General features: G+C 34.0%; 20 protein-coding genes. 14 read left to right on the forward strand and 6 right to left on the reverse strand.

Translation table 11 applies throughout. The annotated features are described in order from the left end of the window. Together ACZLO7_RS09160 and ACZLO7_RS09165 are read right to left on the reverse strand one after the other, a co-directional pair. Entirely contained in the window at window positions 1-1,056 is a 1,056-nt protein-coding gene (locus ACZLO7_RS09160; protein WP_464941155.1) for a FecCD family ABC transporter permease, read from the reverse strand. After that, on the reverse strand, window positions 1,053-2,057 hold the full coding sequence (locus ACZLO7_RS09165; RefSeq protein WP_464941154.1) for a FecCD family ABC transporter permease: 1,005 nt from the start codon (window positions 2,055-2,057) through the stop codon (window positions 1,053-1,055). Before ACZLO7_RS09165 ends, ACZLO7_RS09160 begins: the two co-directional genes overlap by 4 nt. Window positions 2,058-2,231: 174 nt before the next feature. Between ACZLO7_RS09165 and ACZLO7_RS09170 the strand changes: the two genes are divergently transcribed. Further along, window positions 2,232-3,218, forward strand: a complete 987-nt coding sequence (locus tag ACZLO7_RS09170) for an ABC transporter substrate-binding protein (RefSeq protein WP_464941153.1) — start codon at window positions 2,232-2,234, stop codon at window positions 3,216-3,218. A 232-nt stretch (window positions 3,219-3,450) separates the two neighbouring features. Here the strand turns inward: ACZLO7_RS09170 and ACZLO7_RS09175 are convergent, their stop codons facing one another. Continuing rightward, window positions 3,451-3,996 (reverse strand): flavodoxin family protein, encoded by a 546-nt coding sequence (locus ACZLO7_RS09175; protein WP_464941152.1) that lies wholly within the window; start codon window positions 3,994-3,996, stop codon window positions 3,451-3,453. A gap of 116 nt (window positions 3,997-4,112) precedes the next feature. Here ACZLO7_RS09175 and ACZLO7_RS09180 point away from each other — a divergent pair, with 116 nt between their 5' ends. From ACZLO7_RS09180 to ACZLO7_RS09200, 5 genes are all read left to right on the forward strand, one after another. After that, window positions 4,113-5,027, forward strand: coding sequence for a LysR family transcriptional regulator (locus tag ACZLO7_RS09180; RefSeq protein WP_464941151.1), 915 nt, complete (start codon window positions 4,113-4,115; stop codon window positions 5,025-5,027). A gap of 981 nt (window positions 5,028-6,008) precedes the next feature. Next, on the forward strand, window positions 6,009-6,962 hold the full coding sequence (locus ACZLO7_RS09185) for an ABC transporter ATP-binding protein (protein WP_464941150.1): 954 nt from the start codon (window positions 6,009-6,011) through the stop codon (window positions 6,960-6,962). Between the two features lie 4 nt (window positions 6,963-6,966). Further along, on the forward strand, window positions 6,967-8,481 hold the full coding sequence (locus ACZLO7_RS09190; protein WP_464941148.1) for an ABC transporter permease/substrate-binding protein: 1,515 nt from the start codon (window positions 6,967-6,969) through the stop codon (window positions 8,479-8,481). Between the two features lie 176 nt (window positions 8,482-8,657). Beyond that, a complete protein-coding gene (locus tag ACZLO7_RS09195) occupies window positions 8,658-8,882 on the forward strand; it encodes a transporter associated domain-containing protein (RefSeq protein WP_464941166.1) in 225 nt (74 codons plus the stop codon). Window positions 8,883-9,224: 342 nt separating this feature from the next. Beyond that, on the forward strand, window positions 9,225-9,803 hold the full coding sequence (locus tag ACZLO7_RS09200; RefSeq protein WP_464941147.1) for a YitT family protein: 579 nt from the start codon (window positions 9,225-9,227) through the stop codon (window positions 9,801-9,803). 207 nt (window positions 9,804-10,010) lie between these two features. Here ACZLO7_RS09200 and ACZLO7_RS09205 read toward each other — a convergent pair whose 3' ends face one another. Both ACZLO7_RS09205 and ACZLO7_RS09210 read right to left on the reverse strand, forming a co-directional pair. After that, the gene (locus tag ACZLO7_RS09205; protein WP_464941146.1) at window positions 10,011-10,235 is read right to left on the reverse strand and encodes a DUF6199 family natural product biosynthesis protein; all 225 of its coding nucleotides are present in this window, start codon (window positions 10,233-10,235) and stop codon (window positions 10,011-10,013) included. 275 nt (window positions 10,236-10,510) lie between these two features. Then, complete coding sequence (locus ACZLO7_RS09210; protein ID WP_464941145.1) at window positions 10,511-11,047, reverse strand: hypothetical protein; 537 nt, start codon at window positions 11,045-11,047, stop codon at window positions 10,511-10,513. A gap of 103 nt (window positions 11,048-11,150) precedes the next feature. Between ACZLO7_RS09210 and ACZLO7_RS09215 the strand changes: the two genes are divergently transcribed. Both ACZLO7_RS09215 and ACZLO7_RS09220 read left to right on the forward strand, forming a co-directional pair. Beyond that, complete coding sequence (locus ACZLO7_RS09215; RefSeq protein WP_464941144.1) at window positions 11,151-11,255, forward strand: DUF6011 domain-containing protein; 105 nt, start codon at window positions 11,151-11,153, stop codon at window positions 11,253-11,255. Window positions 11,256-11,513: 258 nt separating this feature from the next. Beyond that, window positions 11,514-11,732 (forward strand): hypothetical protein, encoded by a 219-nt coding sequence (locus tag ACZLO7_RS09220; protein WP_464941143.1) that lies wholly within the window; start codon window positions 11,514-11,516, stop codon window positions 11,730-11,732. A gap of 1,020 nt (window positions 11,733-12,752) precedes the next feature. On the opposite strand, the gene ACZLO7_RS09225 is transcribed toward ACZLO7_RS09220, so the two are convergent. Beyond that, window positions 12,753-12,950 (reverse strand): hypothetical protein, encoded by a 198-nt coding sequence (locus ACZLO7_RS09225; protein WP_464941142.1) that lies wholly within the window; start codon window positions 12,948-12,950, stop codon window positions 12,753-12,755. Window positions 12,951-13,106: 156 nt separating this feature from the next. Here ACZLO7_RS09225 and ACZLO7_RS09230 point away from each other — a divergent pair, with 156 nt between their 5' ends. The 6 genes from ACZLO7_RS09230 to ACZLO7_RS09255 all read left to right on the forward strand — a co-directional run bounded on the left by ACZLO7_RS09230 (window position 13,107) and on the right by ACZLO7_RS09255 (window position 19,717). Continuing rightward, window positions 13,107-13,808, forward strand: a complete 702-nt coding sequence (locus ACZLO7_RS09230) for a response regulator transcription factor (protein ID WP_464941141.1) — start codon at window positions 13,107-13,109, stop codon at window positions 13,806-13,808. Then, window positions 13,805-15,286 carry a sensor histidine kinase gene (locus ACZLO7_RS09235; protein ID WP_464941140.1) on the forward strand — a complete coding sequence of 494 codons (1,482 nt, stop codon included), beginning with the start codon at window positions 13,805-13,807 and terminating at the stop codon, window positions 15,284-15,286. Before ACZLO7_RS09230 ends, ACZLO7_RS09235 begins: the two co-directional genes overlap by 4 nt. Further along, a complete protein-coding gene (locus tag ACZLO7_RS09240) occupies window positions 15,255-16,334 on the forward strand; it encodes a LolA family protein (RefSeq protein WP_464941139.1) in 1,080 nt (359 codons plus the stop codon). The genes ACZLO7_RS09235 and ACZLO7_RS09240 overlap by 32 nt, the downstream gene beginning before the upstream one ends. 65 nt (window positions 16,335-16,399) lie before the next feature. Continuing rightward, window positions 16,400-16,690 carry a DNA-binding protein gene (locus ACZLO7_RS09245; protein WP_464941138.1) on the forward strand — a complete coding sequence of 97 codons (291 nt, stop codon included), beginning with the start codon at window positions 16,400-16,402 and terminating at the stop codon, window positions 16,688-16,690. Window positions 16,691-17,476: 786 nt separating this feature from the next. Then, window positions 17,477-17,788 carry an RNHCP domain-containing protein gene (locus ACZLO7_RS09250; protein WP_464941137.1) on the forward strand — a complete coding sequence of 104 codons (312 nt, stop codon included), beginning with the start codon at window positions 17,477-17,479 and terminating at the stop codon, window positions 17,786-17,788. Between the two features lie 159 nt (window positions 17,789-17,947). Next, window positions 17,948-19,717: an IS1182 family transposase gene (locus tag ACZLO7_RS09255; RefSeq protein WP_511261404.1), complete on the forward strand. Its 1,770-nt coding sequence runs from the start codon at window positions 17,948-17,950 to the stop codon at window positions 19,715-19,717. The last annotated feature ends 14 nt before the right edge of the window (window positions 19,718-19,731 follow it).

Genomic DNA, 19,731 nt, shown 5'->3' on the forward strand with positions numbered 1-19,731 from the left:
TTAGTTCTTCGGATTTCTAAATAATAAATAGATAAAATAAGGGGCACCAATTGCTGCTGTAAAAACACCAGCAGGTACTTCTAGTGGACTAAATGCCGTTCTACCAATGACATCCGCTGCCATAACTAGTAATGCGCCTATACTTGCAGCAGTTGGGATTAACACGCCAAAAGATGAACCAACTAAGCGACGTGCGATATGTGGTGCCATTAAACCGACAAAGCCAATAGCACCAGCAAATGCAATAGCGCCAGCAACTAGACACGTACTAAGCAATAATAAAAGAAAACGCATTTTCTGAACAGGTTGTCCTAAATTTGAAGCCGTATCATCACCTAGTTCTTGTACATTTAAATGTCTTGTGATGAAGAAGGAAATCACAAGTAAAAGAATAGTCCAAGGTACGACCATTTTTACTTGCTCCCAACTTGCTCCACTAACGCTACCTGTTATCCAAATATTCGCTTCACTCGCTCTATAGATTGGACCTAGTAACATGAGCATCGTTGTCATTGCTTGCATAAATGCTGAAACCCCAATACCAATAAGGACAAGGCGAATAGGTGTAATACCATCTTTCCAAGCTAAAAGGTATACGACAAAGCCAATTACCGTAGCTCCTATAAAACCTGCAATAGGGAGCCACTGAATACTAACCGTTAATGAGTGATTTTGATCACTAAAGATGGCTAAGAATGCGACAACTGCAGCACCGCCACCAGCAGAAATCCCAATAATATCAGGGGAAGCAAGGGGGTTTTTAATCATCCCTTGTAAAATAGCACCAGCAACGGCTAAAGCCATACCAGCAAAAGCTGCAATTAGTACACGAGGTAATCTAAAATCAATTACTACAAGGCGATCAAAATCATTACCACCACCAAATAGAATTTGGAAAACGTTTAACGGATTAATAAAAGAATCGCCTACTGATGCACTTAGTATAAACATTGCCAATACTAAGCAGAATAATAATGAGATTTTCCTAGTTGCTTTTATATCAAGTAAAAACGAAATTTTTTGTTGTAATAGTCGTATAGTTCGGTATTGATTCACGCTTTTCTGAACCCCTTTCTAGCAATATAAATAAAGAATGGTGTTCCGATAAACGCTGTCATGACACCAACAGGAACTTCCTGAGGCATAATAATATAACGAGCACTAACGTCTGCTAATAATAGTAGAATACCACCTAGTAATGCTGCCATAGGAATTAACCACCTATGGTCATTTCCAACGCATTTGCTAGCTAAATGAGGAATAACTATGCCGATAAAACCGATTGGACCGGCAACAGCTACAGATCCACCTGCAAGCATAATAACGATAAATCCAACCGCTAATTGAATCAATCCAACTGGTAAACCTAACCCTTTTGCGACATCATCACCTAGTGCTAGAACATTCATCTTTGGTGCAATTAGCAATGCACCAATCCAACCTATAATAAGATAAGGAAGAACAGCAATTAATAATTCTAATTTACGACCTTCTACGGAACCTGCTAGCCAAAATAGCACTTGATCTAATTCAGCCTCATTAGTAGCTAATAATCCTTGAGTGAAAGAAGAGAAGAGGGCGCTCATTGCTGCCCCAGCTAACGTAATTTTAATAGGAGACATAGCATCTCGACCCGTAGAACTAATCCCATAAACTGCCGCCGTTGCAACTGTTGCACCTACAAATGCAATCCATGCAAATGATTGTAAGCTAGTAGATTGGAAGAAGACCATCGCAAACACTACCGCGAATCCAGCTCCAGCATTGATCCCTAGGATACCCGGAGAAGCGAGGGGGTTTTTTGTTAACGTTTGCATTAAAACGCCAGCAATCGCTAATGACGCTCCGACGCTTGCTGCGATTAATGCACGAGGAAGTCGTACGTTTTGAATGATTAAATGTTCATTCGAGTCATTAAACTGTGTAAATGCTTGATAAGCCGTCTGAAAGGATGTATCTGCATAACCGTAAACGATACTAATGACCATACATACGAGCAATAGAATGATACTGCTTATTAGTGCAAGAATTTTTGAGAGATTATTATGAAATAACATGTGGTATTCAAAACTCTTTTCTAAATTAGAATGAAATTACGTTTTCTAGGTAATATAAATATATATATTGACTTATGTTTTATCGTGGAATAATATTAATCTTGCATCAAATGAAAATGATTATCATTATTATTGCTTTCATATTCTATCACATACATTGGAGGATTTAAAGAGATGAAAAATACTTTACGCAAAATAGTCGCATTATTTGCAGTTATCGCTGTTTTTGCACTAGCTGCTTGTGGTAATACAAAAGAAGATGACAAACAAAAAGATACATCAAAAGAAAAAGAAACAACATATTCTGTTGAGCATGCAATGGGTACTACTAAAATTAAAGGCACACCAAAACGTATTGTTGTATTAACGAATGAAGGAACTGAAGCATTACTTGCTCTAGGTATTAAACCAGTAGGCGCAGTACAATCATGGGTAGGAAATCCTTGGTATGATCATATTAAAGACGATATGGGAGATGCAGAAGTTGTCGGTGTTGAACATGAAGTGAATATCGAGAAAATTGCTGCACTTAAACCAGATTTAATCATCGGTAATAAATTAAGACAAGAAAAAGTCTATGATAAATTAACAAAAATTGCTCCAACAGTTTTTTCTGAAACATTACGTGGTGATTGGAAAGATAACTTTGCGTTATACGCAAAAGCTGTGAACAAAGAAGCTGAAGGTAAAGATATTTTAAATAAATATGAAGAAAAAGTTGCTACGCTAAAAACAACTTTAGGCGACAAAACAAATCAAGAAGTATCATTTGTACGTTTCATGACTGGTAAAGCACGTATTTACTACACTGATTCATTCTCAGGTGTAATCTTCAATGAATTAGGCTTTAAACGAGTAAAGGAACAAGAAAAATTATTTACAGCAGACAATAAATTAGGTAATTTAGCAATTGAAGTAGGTAAAGAAGCAATTCCTGAAATGGACGGAGACGTACTATTCTACTTCACATATATGCCAACAGGTGATGACTCTGCATTAGCAACTGAAACTGAATGGACAGAAGATCCGCTATGGAAAAAACTATCTGCGGTTAAAGATGGTAACGCTCATAAAGTGGACGATGTTATTTGGAATACAGCAGGTGGCGTATTAGCTGCTAACCTAATGCTAGACCAAATTGAAGAAGTATTCTCTAAATAAAATGACATGCAAAAACGTTTATTAGGCTATCCTAATAAACGTTTTTATTTTCCAGGAAATAATTTATTAGTTAAATCTGTGGTTTTGTAAACGGTACTGAATTACTTGAAACAGCATAATGAAGCAATGGAATACGGTATTCTAATGCAGTGAAGGGATGAAAATAAACATATACAATGAGTCATTAGGTTAAAAAAGATCGTTCAAAAATGTACGGTCTTCCTGATGGTTTTTATAACTCTTTTAACTGTTTATTTAATAGGTTAGCTTGAGCAACTGCTTGCTGATCTTGCAAAATGTCACCTGGTTTATTTCCTTCACCTATAATATAAGAAGAGAACTGCATATTTAAGAAATCAAAAGTGTATTTAAATTGCTGAATAAGGGGTAGACCTTTTATTTTCGGTTCATCACCACCGACTGCTACTACGATTGCCTCTACAGATTTTATTTTTTCTTTAAATTGTGGGAAACGTTCATCTCGTATAGCGTGACTTAATCGATCAATCATGTTTTTCATAATTCCTGACATCGTATACCAATAAATTGGAGTTGAAAAGATGATCAGGTCACTTTCTAAGAAAGCATTTATGATTGTGTCATAATCATCGTCTACAAATTGAAAGCCTCCATCCGTATGACGTAAATCATTAATAGGTTGAATGGATAAGTTTTTTAAATCAATTTTAGTATGAGTTAAATCATTCGTCACCAAATCGGCCAGTATCTCACTGTTACTATCTTCTCTAGAACTACCAATAATTGTTGTAATCTTCATATATGTCAATCCTCTCTATACTTTCTTCTTTAAAAAGCTTAAACTTAAATTCATTATTAATAAAGATGAATAATTCGATTAAATTAATCGGTAAAACCGATTTAGGAGTGTGAAGTATGGATATTAAGCACTTACATACATTTTTAACTGCTGCTAAAACATTAAATTTTACGCAAACAGCGGAAATTTTGGATTACGCACAATCTTCTATTACAGCCCATATTAAGTCTTTAGAAGGTGAATTAGGGGTTCCTTTATTTGAGCGTTTAGGTAAACGAATCTATTTAACAGATGCCGGTAAGCAATTAAAACAATATGCACAAAAGATGATAGATCTTGATGAAACCATGAGAAAAGCATTATCTAATCAAGATGAATCGAATGTGACTTTAACAATTGGAGCGCAGGAAAGTCAATGTACTTATCGTTTACCTAAAATATTGCAAGTATATAAAAATCGTTATCCGAAGGTGAAAATAGTCTTTAAGCCTGTTCATACTATTGAAGTTGCCAAGGATTTATTGCAATCGGGAAATCTGGATTTGGCTTTTATTACGGATACACATAAAGAAACAACAATGCTTTGTAAAAAGGAATTAATCGAAGAAGATTTAGTGTTTGTAGTGGCACCAACGCATCATTTAACACAAATTAAAACTTTAACAATACAGAACGTTGCTCAAGAAACGATATTATTAACTGAAGAAGGCTGCTCATATAGAAATCAATTTGAGTATCAGTGTCAATTAGAAGGTTTTTATCCTGAACAAATGATAGAATTTTCTAGTATTGAAGCAATAAAACAGTGCGTAATTGCTGGAGTAGGTATGACATTGTTGCCTAAAATGGCAGTTAAAAAAGAGTTAGAAAATGGACTACTAATAGAACTAGAAAATACAATTACAATGGAGCCTGTTTTTACTGAACTTGCATGGCATAAGGATAAATATATTTTTTCTTATTTAGAAGATTTCATACAGCTGGCTTGTGAACAGTATAAGTTATTTAATGGAAATTATGGTGTTGAATAGAAAAGGCGTGTTTTTGTACGTGAATAAGGCAGGCAATCGTAGAATAGTTGTTCAATTGTAATTATCTCTAATTGGTCGAGTTCATGATTTTGATTACTCGTCCATCATTTTCTGTCATAACTCAAGATTATTATTACTTTCAATTATTAAAATGAACGAGTCAATAGAAAAGTAGGAGGTAGCATTTTATTGGTTTGGAGAAGCGTCTGCTCGACTCCTGCGGGATTAGCGAGACAGACGAGACCCTGCAGGAGCGTAGCGACGAAGCGGCTCGGCGCTCGCCCGCGGAAAGCAAGCGGTGAGCTTCGGAAAACCTGATCTATCCTGTATAAAAAAAGACTGTAGAAAACTCTTCTTTTTTCGAGTTTGTCTACAGTCCGCACTACAAAATTAGAGTTGATTTTCGTATATTAAAGGAATTTAATGCTATGTATTAATAAGATAGGAGAATAAAAAGAGGGGATTGTTTAAAAAAGGGCATAAAAAAAGCAGGCGCTCATCTGCCTGCTAGAAAAAAGAAAAAGATTCCCGACAATCCGAGTCGTTATGGAATCTTAGTTTGTAATGAAAGTTCGAAAACAAACATTACATAGGTTTGGCACCTAAATATAGATTATACGCTAATAAATAAAAAATGCAAGTAAAATATCAAACAACATAAGATGTTATCAATATTTGATATAGAAATGATTAAATAGAAGTTTATTAAAGGTTTAAAGAAGATGCAAATGAGGTATTCATTTATGCATATAACGCGTTTTAAAATTATTAGAGATGGATAACAATAATGGGGAAAATTTAAATGTAATAGTTTGCTTAAAGAACTTTAATTGTTGTGCATTTTGTACAATCAATGTGAGAATATAACATGTGTGATTTAAGTAAGCTAAATAATACTGAGTTATTAATAGGACGACGGAAATCATACTTAAAATAGTAAGTTGAATTTAAAATTAATACGAAAAGATAAGGGGTAATGAAATGATCGTATTTGAGAATGTATCTAAAAAGTATGATAACAATGAATCTGCAGTAAACTTTCTCAATTTGGAAATAAAAAAAGGTGAATTCTTTGTCATTATAGGTCCAAGTGGTTGTGGGAAAACGACTTTACTGAAAATGATTAATCGATTAATTCATTTGACTGAAGGAACTATTCGAATTGAAGGAAAAAGAATAAGCGATTATGACATCAATGAGTTACGTTGGAATATTGGGTATGTCCTTCAACAAATAGCACTTTTTCCACATATGACGATTGAAGAGAATATTGCCATTGTGCCAGAACTAAAAAAGTGGGGCAAGGAACAGATTCAGAAGCGAATTCGTGAGTTGCTAAATATGGTCGGACTTGAAGCAGATAAGTATAGTCAACGAAAACCCGCTGAACTTTCAGGTGGAGAACAACAAAGAGTTGGTGTTGTTCGTGCTTTAGCAGCAGATCCTGAAATTATTTTGATGGATGAGCCATTTAGTGCTTTAGATCCCATTAGTCGTACTAAGTTACAAGATGACCTTCTAGACCTACAGCGAACAATAAAAAAAACAATTGTCTTTGTTTCACACGATATGCAAGAGGCTCTAAAACTAGGAGACAGAATATGTGTTATGAAGGAAGGGGAGATTGTACAACTTGGTACACCTCAAGAGATTATGCAAAACCCAGCCAATGATTTTGTTCGAGAATTTATTGGTTTAAATCAGGATATGTCCGATACATTTAATATTAAAAATATCATCCAGCCCATTTCAAAAGAAAATGCCTATTTGCAAGTTTTACACAAAGTGTCTGTAAAAGATTCATTGCAAGTAATCATAAATAGTTTGGCAGATCATGAAGCTTTATCTGTAGTTCAAGGTGATGAAATATTAGGTATTATAACGAGAGAATCGATTATTAAGTATTTGGCAAAAGATTCTTTAGGAAGAGGTTAAGCATATGACAAATATAATAGATGTTTTTAACGAACGTAAAGGACAGCTGGTGGCCTCTTTACTTGAACATATCCAAATTTCGTTTATTGCTCTCTTTTTCGCAGTTGTTATAGCAATACCTTTAGGGATTTATTTGACGAATAGAAAAAGAATAGCAGAAAGTATTATTGGTATTAGTGCTGTTCTTCAAACGATTCCTTCTTTGGCATTACTAGGTTTGTTAATTCCGTTATTTGGTATAGGAAAGATACCAGCCATCATAGCATTAGTTGTTTATGCACTTTTACCAATCTTACGAAATACATACACTGGCATAAATGAAGTAGATGCATCTTTAAAGGAAGCTGCAATGGCAATGGGGATGAATACTCGAAAGAGGTTAGTGAAAGTAGAGCTACCTCTCGCTATGCCGGTTATGATGGTCGGAATAAGGACTGCCATGGTTTTAATAGTAGGTACAGCTACATTGGCTGCGTTAATCGGTGCTGGGGGACTTGGAGATATTATTTTGCTAGGGATAGACAGGAATAATACATCATTAATTATTTTAGGAGCCGCACCAGCTGCACTATTAGCGCTTGCTTTTGACTTTTTACTAAAAAAACTTGAATCACTTTCCTTTAAAAAAACAGTAACAGCATTAAGTACTATTAGTGTTGCAGCGTTAATTATGATTCTTCTTCCCCTAATAAATATAAATAAAAAAGAAGAAATCGTAATTGCCGGTAAACTTGGCGCAGAGCCTGAAATTCTTATCAATATGTATAAATTACTTATTGAAAAAGAGACTGATTTGAGTGTTCAAATAAAGCCTGGTTTAGGTAAGACTTCATTTGTATTTAATGCACTGAAATCAGGTAGTGTCGACATTTATCCTGAGTTTACTGGTACGGCAATTTCTGAGTTTTTAAAAGAAAAAGCCATTAATAATAACCAAGATGATGTTTATCGTCAAGCTCAAGAAGGTATGTTGAAGAAGTTTGACATGATAATGCTTAATCCCATGAAATACAACAATACGTATGCATTAGCAGTATCAAAAGAGGCTGCAAAAACATATGAATTGAAAAGTATATCGGATTTAAAGGCTGCTCAAGGAAAAATAAAAGCAGGGTTTACAATGGAGTTTAATGATCGGGAAGATGGTTATCGAGGCATGCGTCAGCTTTATGATACTACTTTATCTAATATTACAACGATGGAACCAAAACTTAGATATCAGGCTATAAAATCTGGAGATATTGATTTATTAGATGCCTATTCTACTGATAGTGAAATCAGGCAACACAAATTAGTCGTTTTAGAAGATGACAAAAAACTGTTCCCTCCATACCAAGGTGCACCTTTATTAAGAAAAGAAACACTTAAAAAGTATCCTGAAATTGAAAAAGCCTTAAATAAACTAGCTGATCAAATAACTGATGATGAAATGCGTGAAATGAACTATAAAGTAAATGTAAAAGGTAATAAAGCATCTGAAGTAGCACGTGAGTTTTTGGAGAAAGCTGGTTTGTTGTAAGAGGATGTAATAATTTCTTCTCGAATATAGAAAGTTGAGAAAGTCTTAATATAAGATTAGAACCCTTTGTATTCAAATTATAAAGGGTTCTTTTTTATATGTTTAGATTCATACAATAATGAAATTGATACCGATGAAATTCCAGATATTTTTGAGAATGGTAGAAATAATATCTAATTAATGGGCGGGTCCTTTCAGACAAAGAAGAGCGATTTAATATCACATTTGATAATACGAATAATGTTGATACAATTGGTGGATGGATACAAACAGAAATGCTACTAGCAGACGGTAAGCAAGTACCTATTCATCGTGAAAATCAACAATGGAAAATCGCAAAAAGCGATAATCATCAAATTTTGCAAGTATCACTAAAATTACAGAATGAAGTTATTGCTTAATGAATCCAACTTATTAGTAGTTATTGATTCTGCTCGTATGTTGGAGAGCAGAATGGTCAATTTTATTTAAGAAACTGAATATAAAAACAGAAAAAATCCATTTTGGTTTAGTTTATTCCAAAATGGATTTTTTGTTTTGCAAATAAGAGACCTTAAAACTATGTTGCAAAATGTACTGCTATAGAGTAGGTAATATTGGGGTTATAACAATTTTAGTGGTGTAATCTACCCTAATTCTTGTCTTAACCACCATTCTAGAAATTATCTACATCTTCAGTTTTACATTTTTATCTAGATTTTCGCATAAAGTACTTACATGTTTAGTTTTTGGGGGAATTCTATATGTATTTTATAAAGAAAAGTATTGTTATAGTCGTTGGTAGTATACTAGTATCTTTAGGGGTAAATCTCTTTTTAGCACCATACGAGGTATTAGATGGAAGTATTATAGGTCTAGGTTTAATATCTAACTATATATGGGGACTACAGGCTGGATTCATCATAATACTTTTAAGTATCCCTGTATTTATTATTGCTTGGATTTACTATAGAGATTATTTCTACAATAGTTTACATGGTTTACTTGTTACCTCCTTTTTTATTGATATCTTAGAACCTTTTGATGCCCTTGTTCACATTAATCCAATTTACAGTTCGATATTAGGGGGAGTTCTTATAGGTCTTGGAATTGGTATAATGTTACGGTTTAAGACAAGTACAGGTGGTACAGATCTTATTGCTCAGTTTTTAAGTGATAAAACGGGTGTTAATGTTGGTATACTTATAATCTTAATAGATTCGGTTGTAATCATTTTGGGCGGTCTATTACTATCTTATGATACATTTTTCCTTTCTATTATTACGATACTTGTTGTAGGGATGACAACTAGTTTTTTTACAAAAAATATAGTACAAACTTGAGAGTGTGCAAGTGACTATAAATTAAAATTCTAATCAAGATGTCTTCGTACAATGAAATAAGCAGATTACATATTTGTTTTAAATATGTTTGGTATTGGTCATGAAAATTAAATGAACAAAAATTAGATATTCATTTTGACATTTTATTCATAGGATTTGTTTAACTTGATTGTTGATTTTTTTTCAAATTATAAGCGTATTCGAGTTTTATAATTGGCTTATGAAAAGGATAACAAAAAGGATTGTTAAAAATACAATACATATAACAGAAGCAATTTTAGTGTAGGTAATAGCAGTTTCAGTAACATCGGGCTCTTCTTTGTACATCCATCGTTTTCCCCATAAAATTGCATCTTTAGGGTTATAAATTTGCCATATTAATATTGCATATATTGGAATAAATAATATAAAACATAAAATAACCGTTCCCATTCGCATCCCCTCCTAATAATTTTTTCTCTTCTTTTAGTTCTATAAGGATAATTCAATACAAAAGATTCAATTCTACTCATATAGAAATTGAATTAGCTAAATTGCTAGGTCACATAAAGAATCATTCTCCAAAGTATTTCATTAATGATAACAATGAAGTGATTGTTGTACCTAGTACAGTATGGCATATATATTTGCAATACTGATACGGAGTTGAAAGAAACTATGTATTAGTATTAAAAAAAACAGCACCTTTTTAAAGATGCTGTATGATTCTAATCAATTATTTCAACAAATTCATGTAAGTTTTTTTCAATGTTATTATTTATTTGTCTAATTGTTAGTGGAGTTGTAGTTTCGAATAAGACATGAAGAGTTGAGATAGAAGCTTTGAGCTCTATGTTTTTGTCTAGGTCCTCACGCGTGACAGTAAAGTCTTCTAATGAATTCGGATGATTACTTTGTTTAAGTGCTAGTTCAATCTTTTCAAAGAGTAAAAGCAGAGGTTCATCCTTAAAATAGCTAGTACTGGCTTTAAGAGCTAACCAGCTTTTAGGTTGAGCATAATAATAGGCACTCCACCAATAAAACTCAAGAAGTGATTTACTTGCATGACTGTAATAAGTGTGGAAAATAAACAAAGCTTTTTGACCTTCAGAAAGTTGCTCGTAAAATTGTTCTTTGAATTGAGTGAAATTAGTTTCATTGGATATTCCACTTTTATAAAAATCAATAAGTGGTTCAAAGCATTTTTGACTAAGATCAGGACATGTTATCAAATCAATATCTTGTTTTTTAATTTTAACTAGCAATATAAAATCACACTCCTATCTAAATTATATGATATTTGGAAATAGAATATGCAATTTTGTTATCACGTAAGTCGCATTTCAAAAACAAGCACGAGGACAAACTATGAATCTATGTACAGGATGCAACAGACCTATAAAATCGAAGAAATCAATTGAAAATGGCACTGGTCCAACTTGCAAAAAGAAAAAAGCTTATGAAGAACGATGAACCCAGTGACTGACAACTCGATTTGTAACGCCGGTATCTTCCGCGATTTGACGCATGGATTCATATCTATTTAAGTATCGTTGAACTTTTTAAAAACGTTGTTCAACACTTACTTTCGCCATAAAAAAAACCGTAAAAGTTAAAGTGGTGTCTAACTTTTACTGGGTGTTCACCTTTCTGAGTGCTTATTATATAGTTAATTTAAAAGTAATTATTTATACCTAATTTTATGTTAAAATAAAACTCAGGAGGGTTACTATGTTATTAAGAGAAACTTATCATACAGCAATTGTTATTACGGTACTATTATTAACTTGTGTCATTCATTCAATATTATCTGGAGCAGTAGCATATGGGGTGGAGGATGAAAGGGCATTTGATATTTTAACTACCTATGGAGCTTACTGTCTTATTTTTGCAGCTCCTATGGCTGTTATTACATTCTTATTAAGGCATTTGTATAAGTCGTCCAAATAGGGCGTCTTTTTTTATGCCTTTTTTAATTCTATCAGGTGCGTATTTTTTAGAGAAAGTAGGTGGATGAACGGAAATTGCAGCAGAAGTAGCTACAAGTCAAGCAGTATGGGCAATAGTTAGAAGGGCTTGTTGATCTTATTGAAAAACATTTATTTAAAAAAAGAGAGGAAGATTAATTATGACAGACAAACTAAAACAATATATCGCACTTTTTGGAGGACTGCTATCAGAGGTCCTTTTATTTTTGACCTCTTCAGGATGCTTTTATACATCAAAACGACTTATTTCTAATTATTTTAAAATACAAATAAAGGTAATAGTTCATTTTTGTAGAAATTAATATAGAACGAGGCGTGGTAATGCGTACGCAGATAATTATGAAAGGAGAAATAAACTATGGCGATTTACTATGAAGTAATTTGTGGCTTGTGTAAAGACCAGTATAAATTGCTGGAAGGTACTAAGCATTACAAGCTTTTTAAAGAGAGGAAAGCAAAAAACTTCCATTGTGTAAGTTGTACAAACAAATTGGAGCAAGTTGCGAAACGAAAAAATCTAAGAATAAACTTTTAACTTAAGATTCAGTTATGAATAGAAAAAGATTTAAAACTACGAGCGTAGAAGATTATAATAGAACTGCAGAGAAATAATACATAGATTGACCAGATTGCTATCAACAGCTATCTGGTTATTTTTTTATTTGAAATAAGAATGGGTGGTGTGATTTCTCGACAGTGCACTTGAAAGGAATTTATTCGAAAGCATTAAATTCATAAAAGCATCAATTTTCAGGGATGCTTTTCTATGCCGATTTAATTTTTTCTATTTTTAGGAAAATCCCTTGACCAATTATAGTATGCTAAAACCACTGTCATAATCAAAGTTAGCATTAAAGTATCTGCCCATTGCCATTCAGAATATATTAGATAATTACTTATTAAAAAAACAATATAACCAACAAAAGAAAGTAGCGAATAATATTTTAGTTATCGCATTAGGATTCACATCCCTTGTAGTTATTTAATCACAATTAATAGATCTAGTGAATTTCTTTTTCATCGCTTGAGAACATGAAAAGTAAATTTGTCCGGGTGAAACCACTGCACCTGGGATAGTCGCTTTTCCTATAGTTTTTAAGAATACTCCAAATAATAAACCCCATGTTTTTGTAACATCTTCCTCTAATTTTGCTTCATCTTTATAACAGAGCCTATTCATAAAATAATTTTCCTATAGTAATTTCTGATTTTTACTGTATTATGGAATGTTTCACTTTAAAATGGAAATAGTTGCGTTTTTGTAATTATAAAGAATTTATTAAGTTTCAAGATATGGAATTTGATTATGATACATTGTTTTCAGGAGGAATCATTTATGAAATGGCAGTTATTACTTGTGGAAGATGACATTGAAATTGCAAGGGTTGTACGTGATACATTTTTGCGTGAAGGCTACGGAGTTACTTTGGCGACGACTGGATTAGAAGGATGGGAAGACTTTCAGAGCAATACGTATGACATCGTATTGGTAGATCTAATGCTTCCGGAAATGGACGGACTAACACTGTGTCAAAATATACGCTGGAAAAGTGATGTTCCAATCATCATTATTAGTGCGCGTAAAGAGGATGAAGATAAGGTAGAGGGCCTACATTTAGGAGCAGATGATTATTTAGCAAAACCGTTTAGTCTGGCAGAGTTAAAAGCGAGAGTAGAATCCCAACTTCGCCGTTGGAGACGCTATCAGGGGGTTCCCGAAGTAAATGTTAAAACAACCTTTACGAACGGTTTAACAGTCGATATAAATAACGAAAAGGTTTACCGACATAACGAAGAAATCCATCTAACACAAAAAGAGTTCGCGTTATTCAATGTAATGGTTCAAAATCCGCAGCGAGTTTTCACGAAAAGTGAATTATATCAGCATGTATGGCAACAAGTAGATGCTGATGGTTTACAAACCGTCACCGTTCACGTCAAAGGCCTTCGTGAAAAACTAAAAGACCCGGTTAAAAATCCGCATTTTATTCAAACGGTGTGGGGGAAAGGGTATCGTTTCATAGGTGAATTATTATGAAGCTGAAAACTTGGTTATTGCTGTCTTATTTTATCGTCATGATCCTCCCATTAGCTGCAGCCTATGCGCTCTTTGCATGGGTTAACGCTTATCATGAAGATCGCAATGTAGAAGAATATTTTGAAAAGTGGACAGAACTTCAAAAAATATCTGCTGTTTTAAAAGAACCAAATCTGTATGAACCAGGAATTAAGAGACCGCAAGTAGAGGAATTATCGAATGCAGAAACGGCTATTGTATTGTACCGAAATGACGGACTTCCATTGTATAATTCAGATCCACTTGTGAATTCGGTGAGTTATTTACAGTCTAAAGACGCATTGTATAAAAACTTATTTCAATTTGAAAATAACTATCGGAATTACTCGTACAAAGAACCTGTTTTTTCTGGAAATAAATTAGTTGGTTTTTTTGAAGTCAGTTTAGCAAGGGACGAGTGGATTGATGGTGTGAATAATCGTACATGGTATGTCTTCGCACTATTCATCGGCATTTTCAGTATCATATTTATTAGTGTCTCGATGTTAGTTAATCGTAGGTTAAATAAAAGATTATCACAATTGATGAAGCAAATGATGGCTTTTGCTAGTAGAGAAAAAGTTGAAGATTTGAAAACAGCAAATGATGAGATTGGTGAGCTAACTGCGAGTTTTTACAGTATGCGAGAGCAAATTGAAGAAGCAGGAGAGAAAATAGCTAAAGAGCAAAAAGAAAAGGAATTTATGATCGCGGCCATTTCACATGATCTAAAAACACCATTAACATCCATTCGAGCATATGCAGAGTCATTGTCAACTGAACGCAATTTACCAGAAGGAGAGTATGAGGAATATAGGGGAATCATCATTAACAAAGCCAATTATATGCAGCATATGTTAGATGATTTACTAATGTATACCTTATTGCAATCGTCGACATATGAGATGGAGCTCGTTCAAGTAGAAGGCTGTGAATTTTTTGATATGCTGCTGTCCGATTATGAACCACTTTGCTATGAAAAAAATATTACATTAGAAGTGCAAAGTGAAATCGAAGGTATATTCAATGTTAATCCAAAGCAACTTATGCGTGTAACAGATAATTTAATGAGTAATGCCATTCAACATACACCAAAAGAAGGGCGCATTTGGCTAGCGGTGGTGTCTTCAGACAACTTACCTAAGTGGGTTTTCCCTTTTGTCACACAAGAAATACAATTAGATGGACCACTTTTAATAGTCCAAAATAGTGGTGAAGGAATTGACAAAGAAGAACTTGCACACGTATTTGAGCCTTTATTCCAAGCAGACATAGCGCGCAGTAAAAAGGGTGAAAGTGGGACAGGGCTTGGACTTAGTATTACGAAACAAATAATTGAGAAACACGGTGGCAAGGTGCAAATGTTGTCGCATAAAACAATGGGTACTTGTGTCATCTGTAAGTTATCAAAAATAGAAGGAATAGGTGATGGAAATGAAAACAATATTCAAAACGATTAGTTTAGTAGGCGTCATGACAATTGGTTTAGTTGGCTGCTCTTCGGAGGAAAGTAAATTTTCTCCTGAGCAAGTTATTCAAAATACATTAAAAGAATCCAAACCAGTAGGTTCTTACTACGGTGAATATGATATGACACTAGCTAAAGAAAAGATGCACGTTAAAGAATGGGTTGGCAAAGATAGCAAACGACGCATTGAAATTAGCGATGATAAAGGCAAACAACAATCTCTTTCAGTAAATGATGGGGAAAATATGACAAGCTATGATCAAGCTCAAAATACAGCTATTGTTATGTCATTATCAGATGAATTAAAAGGTGTTTCACAACCTTCACCAAAGGAACAAGCAGAACAATTGTTAAAAGTAGTGAAGGATACCCATGATATATCACTAAAAGGGGAAGAAAAAATCTTAAATCGCGATACTTATCATCTAGTTGCTAAGGGAAAAGGAGAAAAAACGCTTTTCGGTGATATAGAAGTTTGGGTTGATAAAGAAAACTGGATGGTGTTAAAAACAAACATTGCGACTGTAGGTGGTGATACTCAAACGGAGTACACTAAAATCGATTTCGATGCAAAAATACCTGATAGCACATTTACACTTGATTTACCAAAAGATGCGAAAATACAAAAAATTGATAGTACAATGAAATCAGAACAAATAACATCTAAAGAACTTCCAACTGTATTTAAAAAGACATTTCTCTATTTTCCAGAAAAAAGTAAATTAAAGATGGCTAAAATTGAAGTAATGGATGTAGTTGGTCATAAGGAATTAGAAATTGACTATGAAAAGGACGGAGTTGTTTACTTCTCGCTTACAGTTTTGCCAACACCAAAAGATAATGGCGAAAAAATGGAGAAAATTCCAGGTGAAAAAAATGTGAAGGTACGTGGACAAAAAGGTTCTGTCATGGAAATGAATACTTTCCGAAGCGTCTCTTGGTCAGAAAAAGGTTTTAATTACACAATCATGCCTACTGATCCTGATTTAAGCGTTAAGGAAATCTTGAAAATGGTTAAGGATATGAAGCTAGTGAAATAGATAAATCTAATTTTATTAAACCGTTAGCAGCTGTTATTGCTAACGGTTTTAAAGGAGTCTTTAAGTTGAGTTATGATTTTATTTGGCTAGGATTAAGTATTATAGTGGCCGGTTATCTAATAGGAAATGGTTTGAAAAACTTCGGCAATCCAGATGCAAAGAGCTTGTTAGACATACTGAATGATGAAGAAGAAATTGAACTAATAGCTGCAAAGGAATTACACGTATATTTAAATGTACCAAAAGAAGCAACAAGTAATTTTGTATACGAACATCCAGAGGTACCGATTATTGAAATGAATGGGCATATCTTTTTTCAGAAGCAACGGATAAGTGAGTGGTTAGAGCGTCAATGAATTTGTATTTATATTTATGATTGGCTAATATAAGAATGCTATTCGGTGAGAGGGCTAGCGATTGTTGTTTACAAATTATTCATAGTATTACACGGTATCGCTTAACGCCCGTCAGCAATTCAACAAAGTTAGTGTTAGAATCTAATTTAATCCCAAGTAATTAGTTCTACAGAATAGTTGTAAAATTAACTGGTTGTGCGAGTAAATATGTCTTTGATGAGCAATATGAAAATTTTATTACATATGTTTATGAACAAGAAAACAGAATTGATGCTATTTAATTATATAAGGTAATTTACATATGAGCAGCTAAGGAACCAAAATTGGTTCCTTTTTAAATGAGTAGATGTTGGAAAAATACACACTTATACTAAGTTTATTAAGAAAAGTATAAAGTTGTTGAGGTAAAATTTAACATAATTCTGTTATAATTAAGTAGAACATTTTGAACATAGTGAAAGTTGGAGGGGTATTTTGAAAACCATTATTAAAAGTGAACGTGCTGTTTAGGGGACGATGCCTTAGTCAGTGATTGAAAGAGAACACCTACTAGTGGAGGGTGGCATTGACTGTCCTACAGTGGTTGATACAAATTCATAAAGTCAATCGAGGTCCGGATCTTGAGATGAAAAAAGCTCAAGTGAAGCAGGAACTAGAAGTAATCGCTTCGTAAATCGAGACGGTGAATGGGTCCATTTCTTACAAAAGCCTGAAGCTACAATGTGTAGTAAAAACGAACGGAACCCTTTCTCCATAGATGAAAATATCATCTTGGAGGAATGGCACGTGAGCAGAAAAACAGAAAATACAGCATTTCAATGTGAGCAATGTGGCTCGCAAATTAAACCATTAACAAACGGGAGCTTCCGTAATCATTGTCCATATTGCTTATATTCTAAGCATATGGATGATAAACCAGGTGACCGAGCAAGTGTATGTAAGGGTTTAATGGCACCAATAGGTATAGAATACTCGAGTAAAAAGGGGTATCAGTTAGTTCATGAATGCTTGAAATGTCGCAAGGTGGGTAAAAATAAAGTTGCAGTGAACACGGCTCAAGAAGATCAGCTTATTTCTTTTATGAAGTCTGTCGTTTAAAAAGTACCTATGTTCAAAGTACAAAGGGGCTGTCCCAAAAGTCGGTGAAAACCGACTTTTGAGTGCAGCCCTATTTCTTTAAATTTAAATACAAAAAAATCGCCTTTTCTTGTAAAATGTAAGTGACAAAACAAACAATTACGGAAAGGGCGATTTTTTATGAGCAATCCAAAGACTACTAACGAAAATTATAACATGACTCAAACAACGCTTCCACTAGAAATTGGGGAAGAAACTCTCGTTTCTAGAAATCAAAATGAAAACCCTACATTCATTCCATATAATAACCAACAAAGTATATGCCTCTTCGATCTTCAAGACCTTATTCCAATTAATCATATTGCGCGAGTAGTGGATGAAATGATCGAAGGAATAGACGATGAATACTTCTTCGAACCATACAAAGGTGGTGGTCGCAGTGCATATCACCCTAAAATGATGGTAAAAGTCCTTCTCTATGCGTATTCGCAAAAAGTATATTCTTGCCGAGAAATCGCCAAATTACTGAATGAAAATCTCCCAGCAATGTGGCTAGCTGCGATGCAAAAACCAGATTATCGTACAATTAACCGTTTCAGAACATCGTTTATGGTTGAACGAATTCAACTATTATTTGAAAAAATGATTCATCAACTTATCGAACAAAAGTATATAACAATGGAAAACTACTTTTTAGATGGCACAAAGATTGAAGCTAACGCTAATAAGTATTCTTTTGTATGGAAAAAAGCAACAACTCGTTTTGAAGAAAAACTGAAAGAGAAAATTGATGAGACTTATCAATTTATTCAATCTGTCGTAAAAGGGGATGAATGCTCTATCGTGAGTGAGGACAACCAGTCCTCTATTACGCCAAAAGAGAAGCTAGAACAAGCAGAAGAGATTCTTACACGCCAAATCAGCAAGCAAACCAAAGAATTCCAAGATGAAACAGAACCAGAAGCCCGAAAGGAAAAACGTAGAAAGTTAAGCGAATCCAAGAAACTCAAAAAGCAAATTCGTGAAGATTTTCGTCCACGCCTTGAAAAGTATGAATACCAACAACAGTTATTCGGTGAGCGCAATAGCTATTCTAAAACGGATACCGACGCCACATTCATGCGGATGAAAGAAGATCACATGCAAAATGGACAATTAAAACCGGGTTACAATATACAAATGGCAACAGAAAATCAATTCATTCTTTTTTATACTCTGCATCAACGTCCAACTGATACACGATGCTTTATTCCACATTTGGAAGAATTGAAAAAATCATCCGTTCCGTTCCCAAAAAACGTCATAGCAGATGCCGGTTATGGAAGTGAAAGCAATTATCTCTATTCAATGGACCAAGAATTTCAGGCATTGATTCCTTATGGCACATTTTTAAGTGAACAAAAACGAAGTTATAAAAAAGACATTCGTCATGCAAGTAACTGGGTTTACAACGAACAAGATGATACATACATATGCCCTAACAATCGAAAAGTACTTTTTAAACGTTATTCTACACGTACAGATGAATATGGTTTTTCACGAGACTTCAAAATATATGAATGTGAAGATTGTACAGATTGCCCATTGAAAGCACAATGTTCAAAATCTAAAGGGAATCGACAGATTCACTACAATACCGTTTATGAAGAACTCAAAGCAAAAGCACAAACTAGCCTTTGGTCAGAACCAAACGCACAAATTTACGCTCGACGGAAAATCGAGGTAGAGAGTGTATTTGGTCATATCAAGGGCAATCGGTCGTTTCGTCGATTCTCACTTCGAGGTTTAGAAAAAGTGAGAACGGAGTACGGCATTGTGGCAATGGCCCACAATTTACTGAAAATAGCTGGAATCCTCCAGCTATTTTCACCAAAACAGAGAAAAACGAAAAAAGTTCCAAAGAAAAACAGTACGTTTTTCTTTGGAACTTTTATTTTAGGGACTTATTAGACAGCCCCTTTATT

Source organism: Viridibacillus sp. d25.2 (assembly GCF_055456015.2).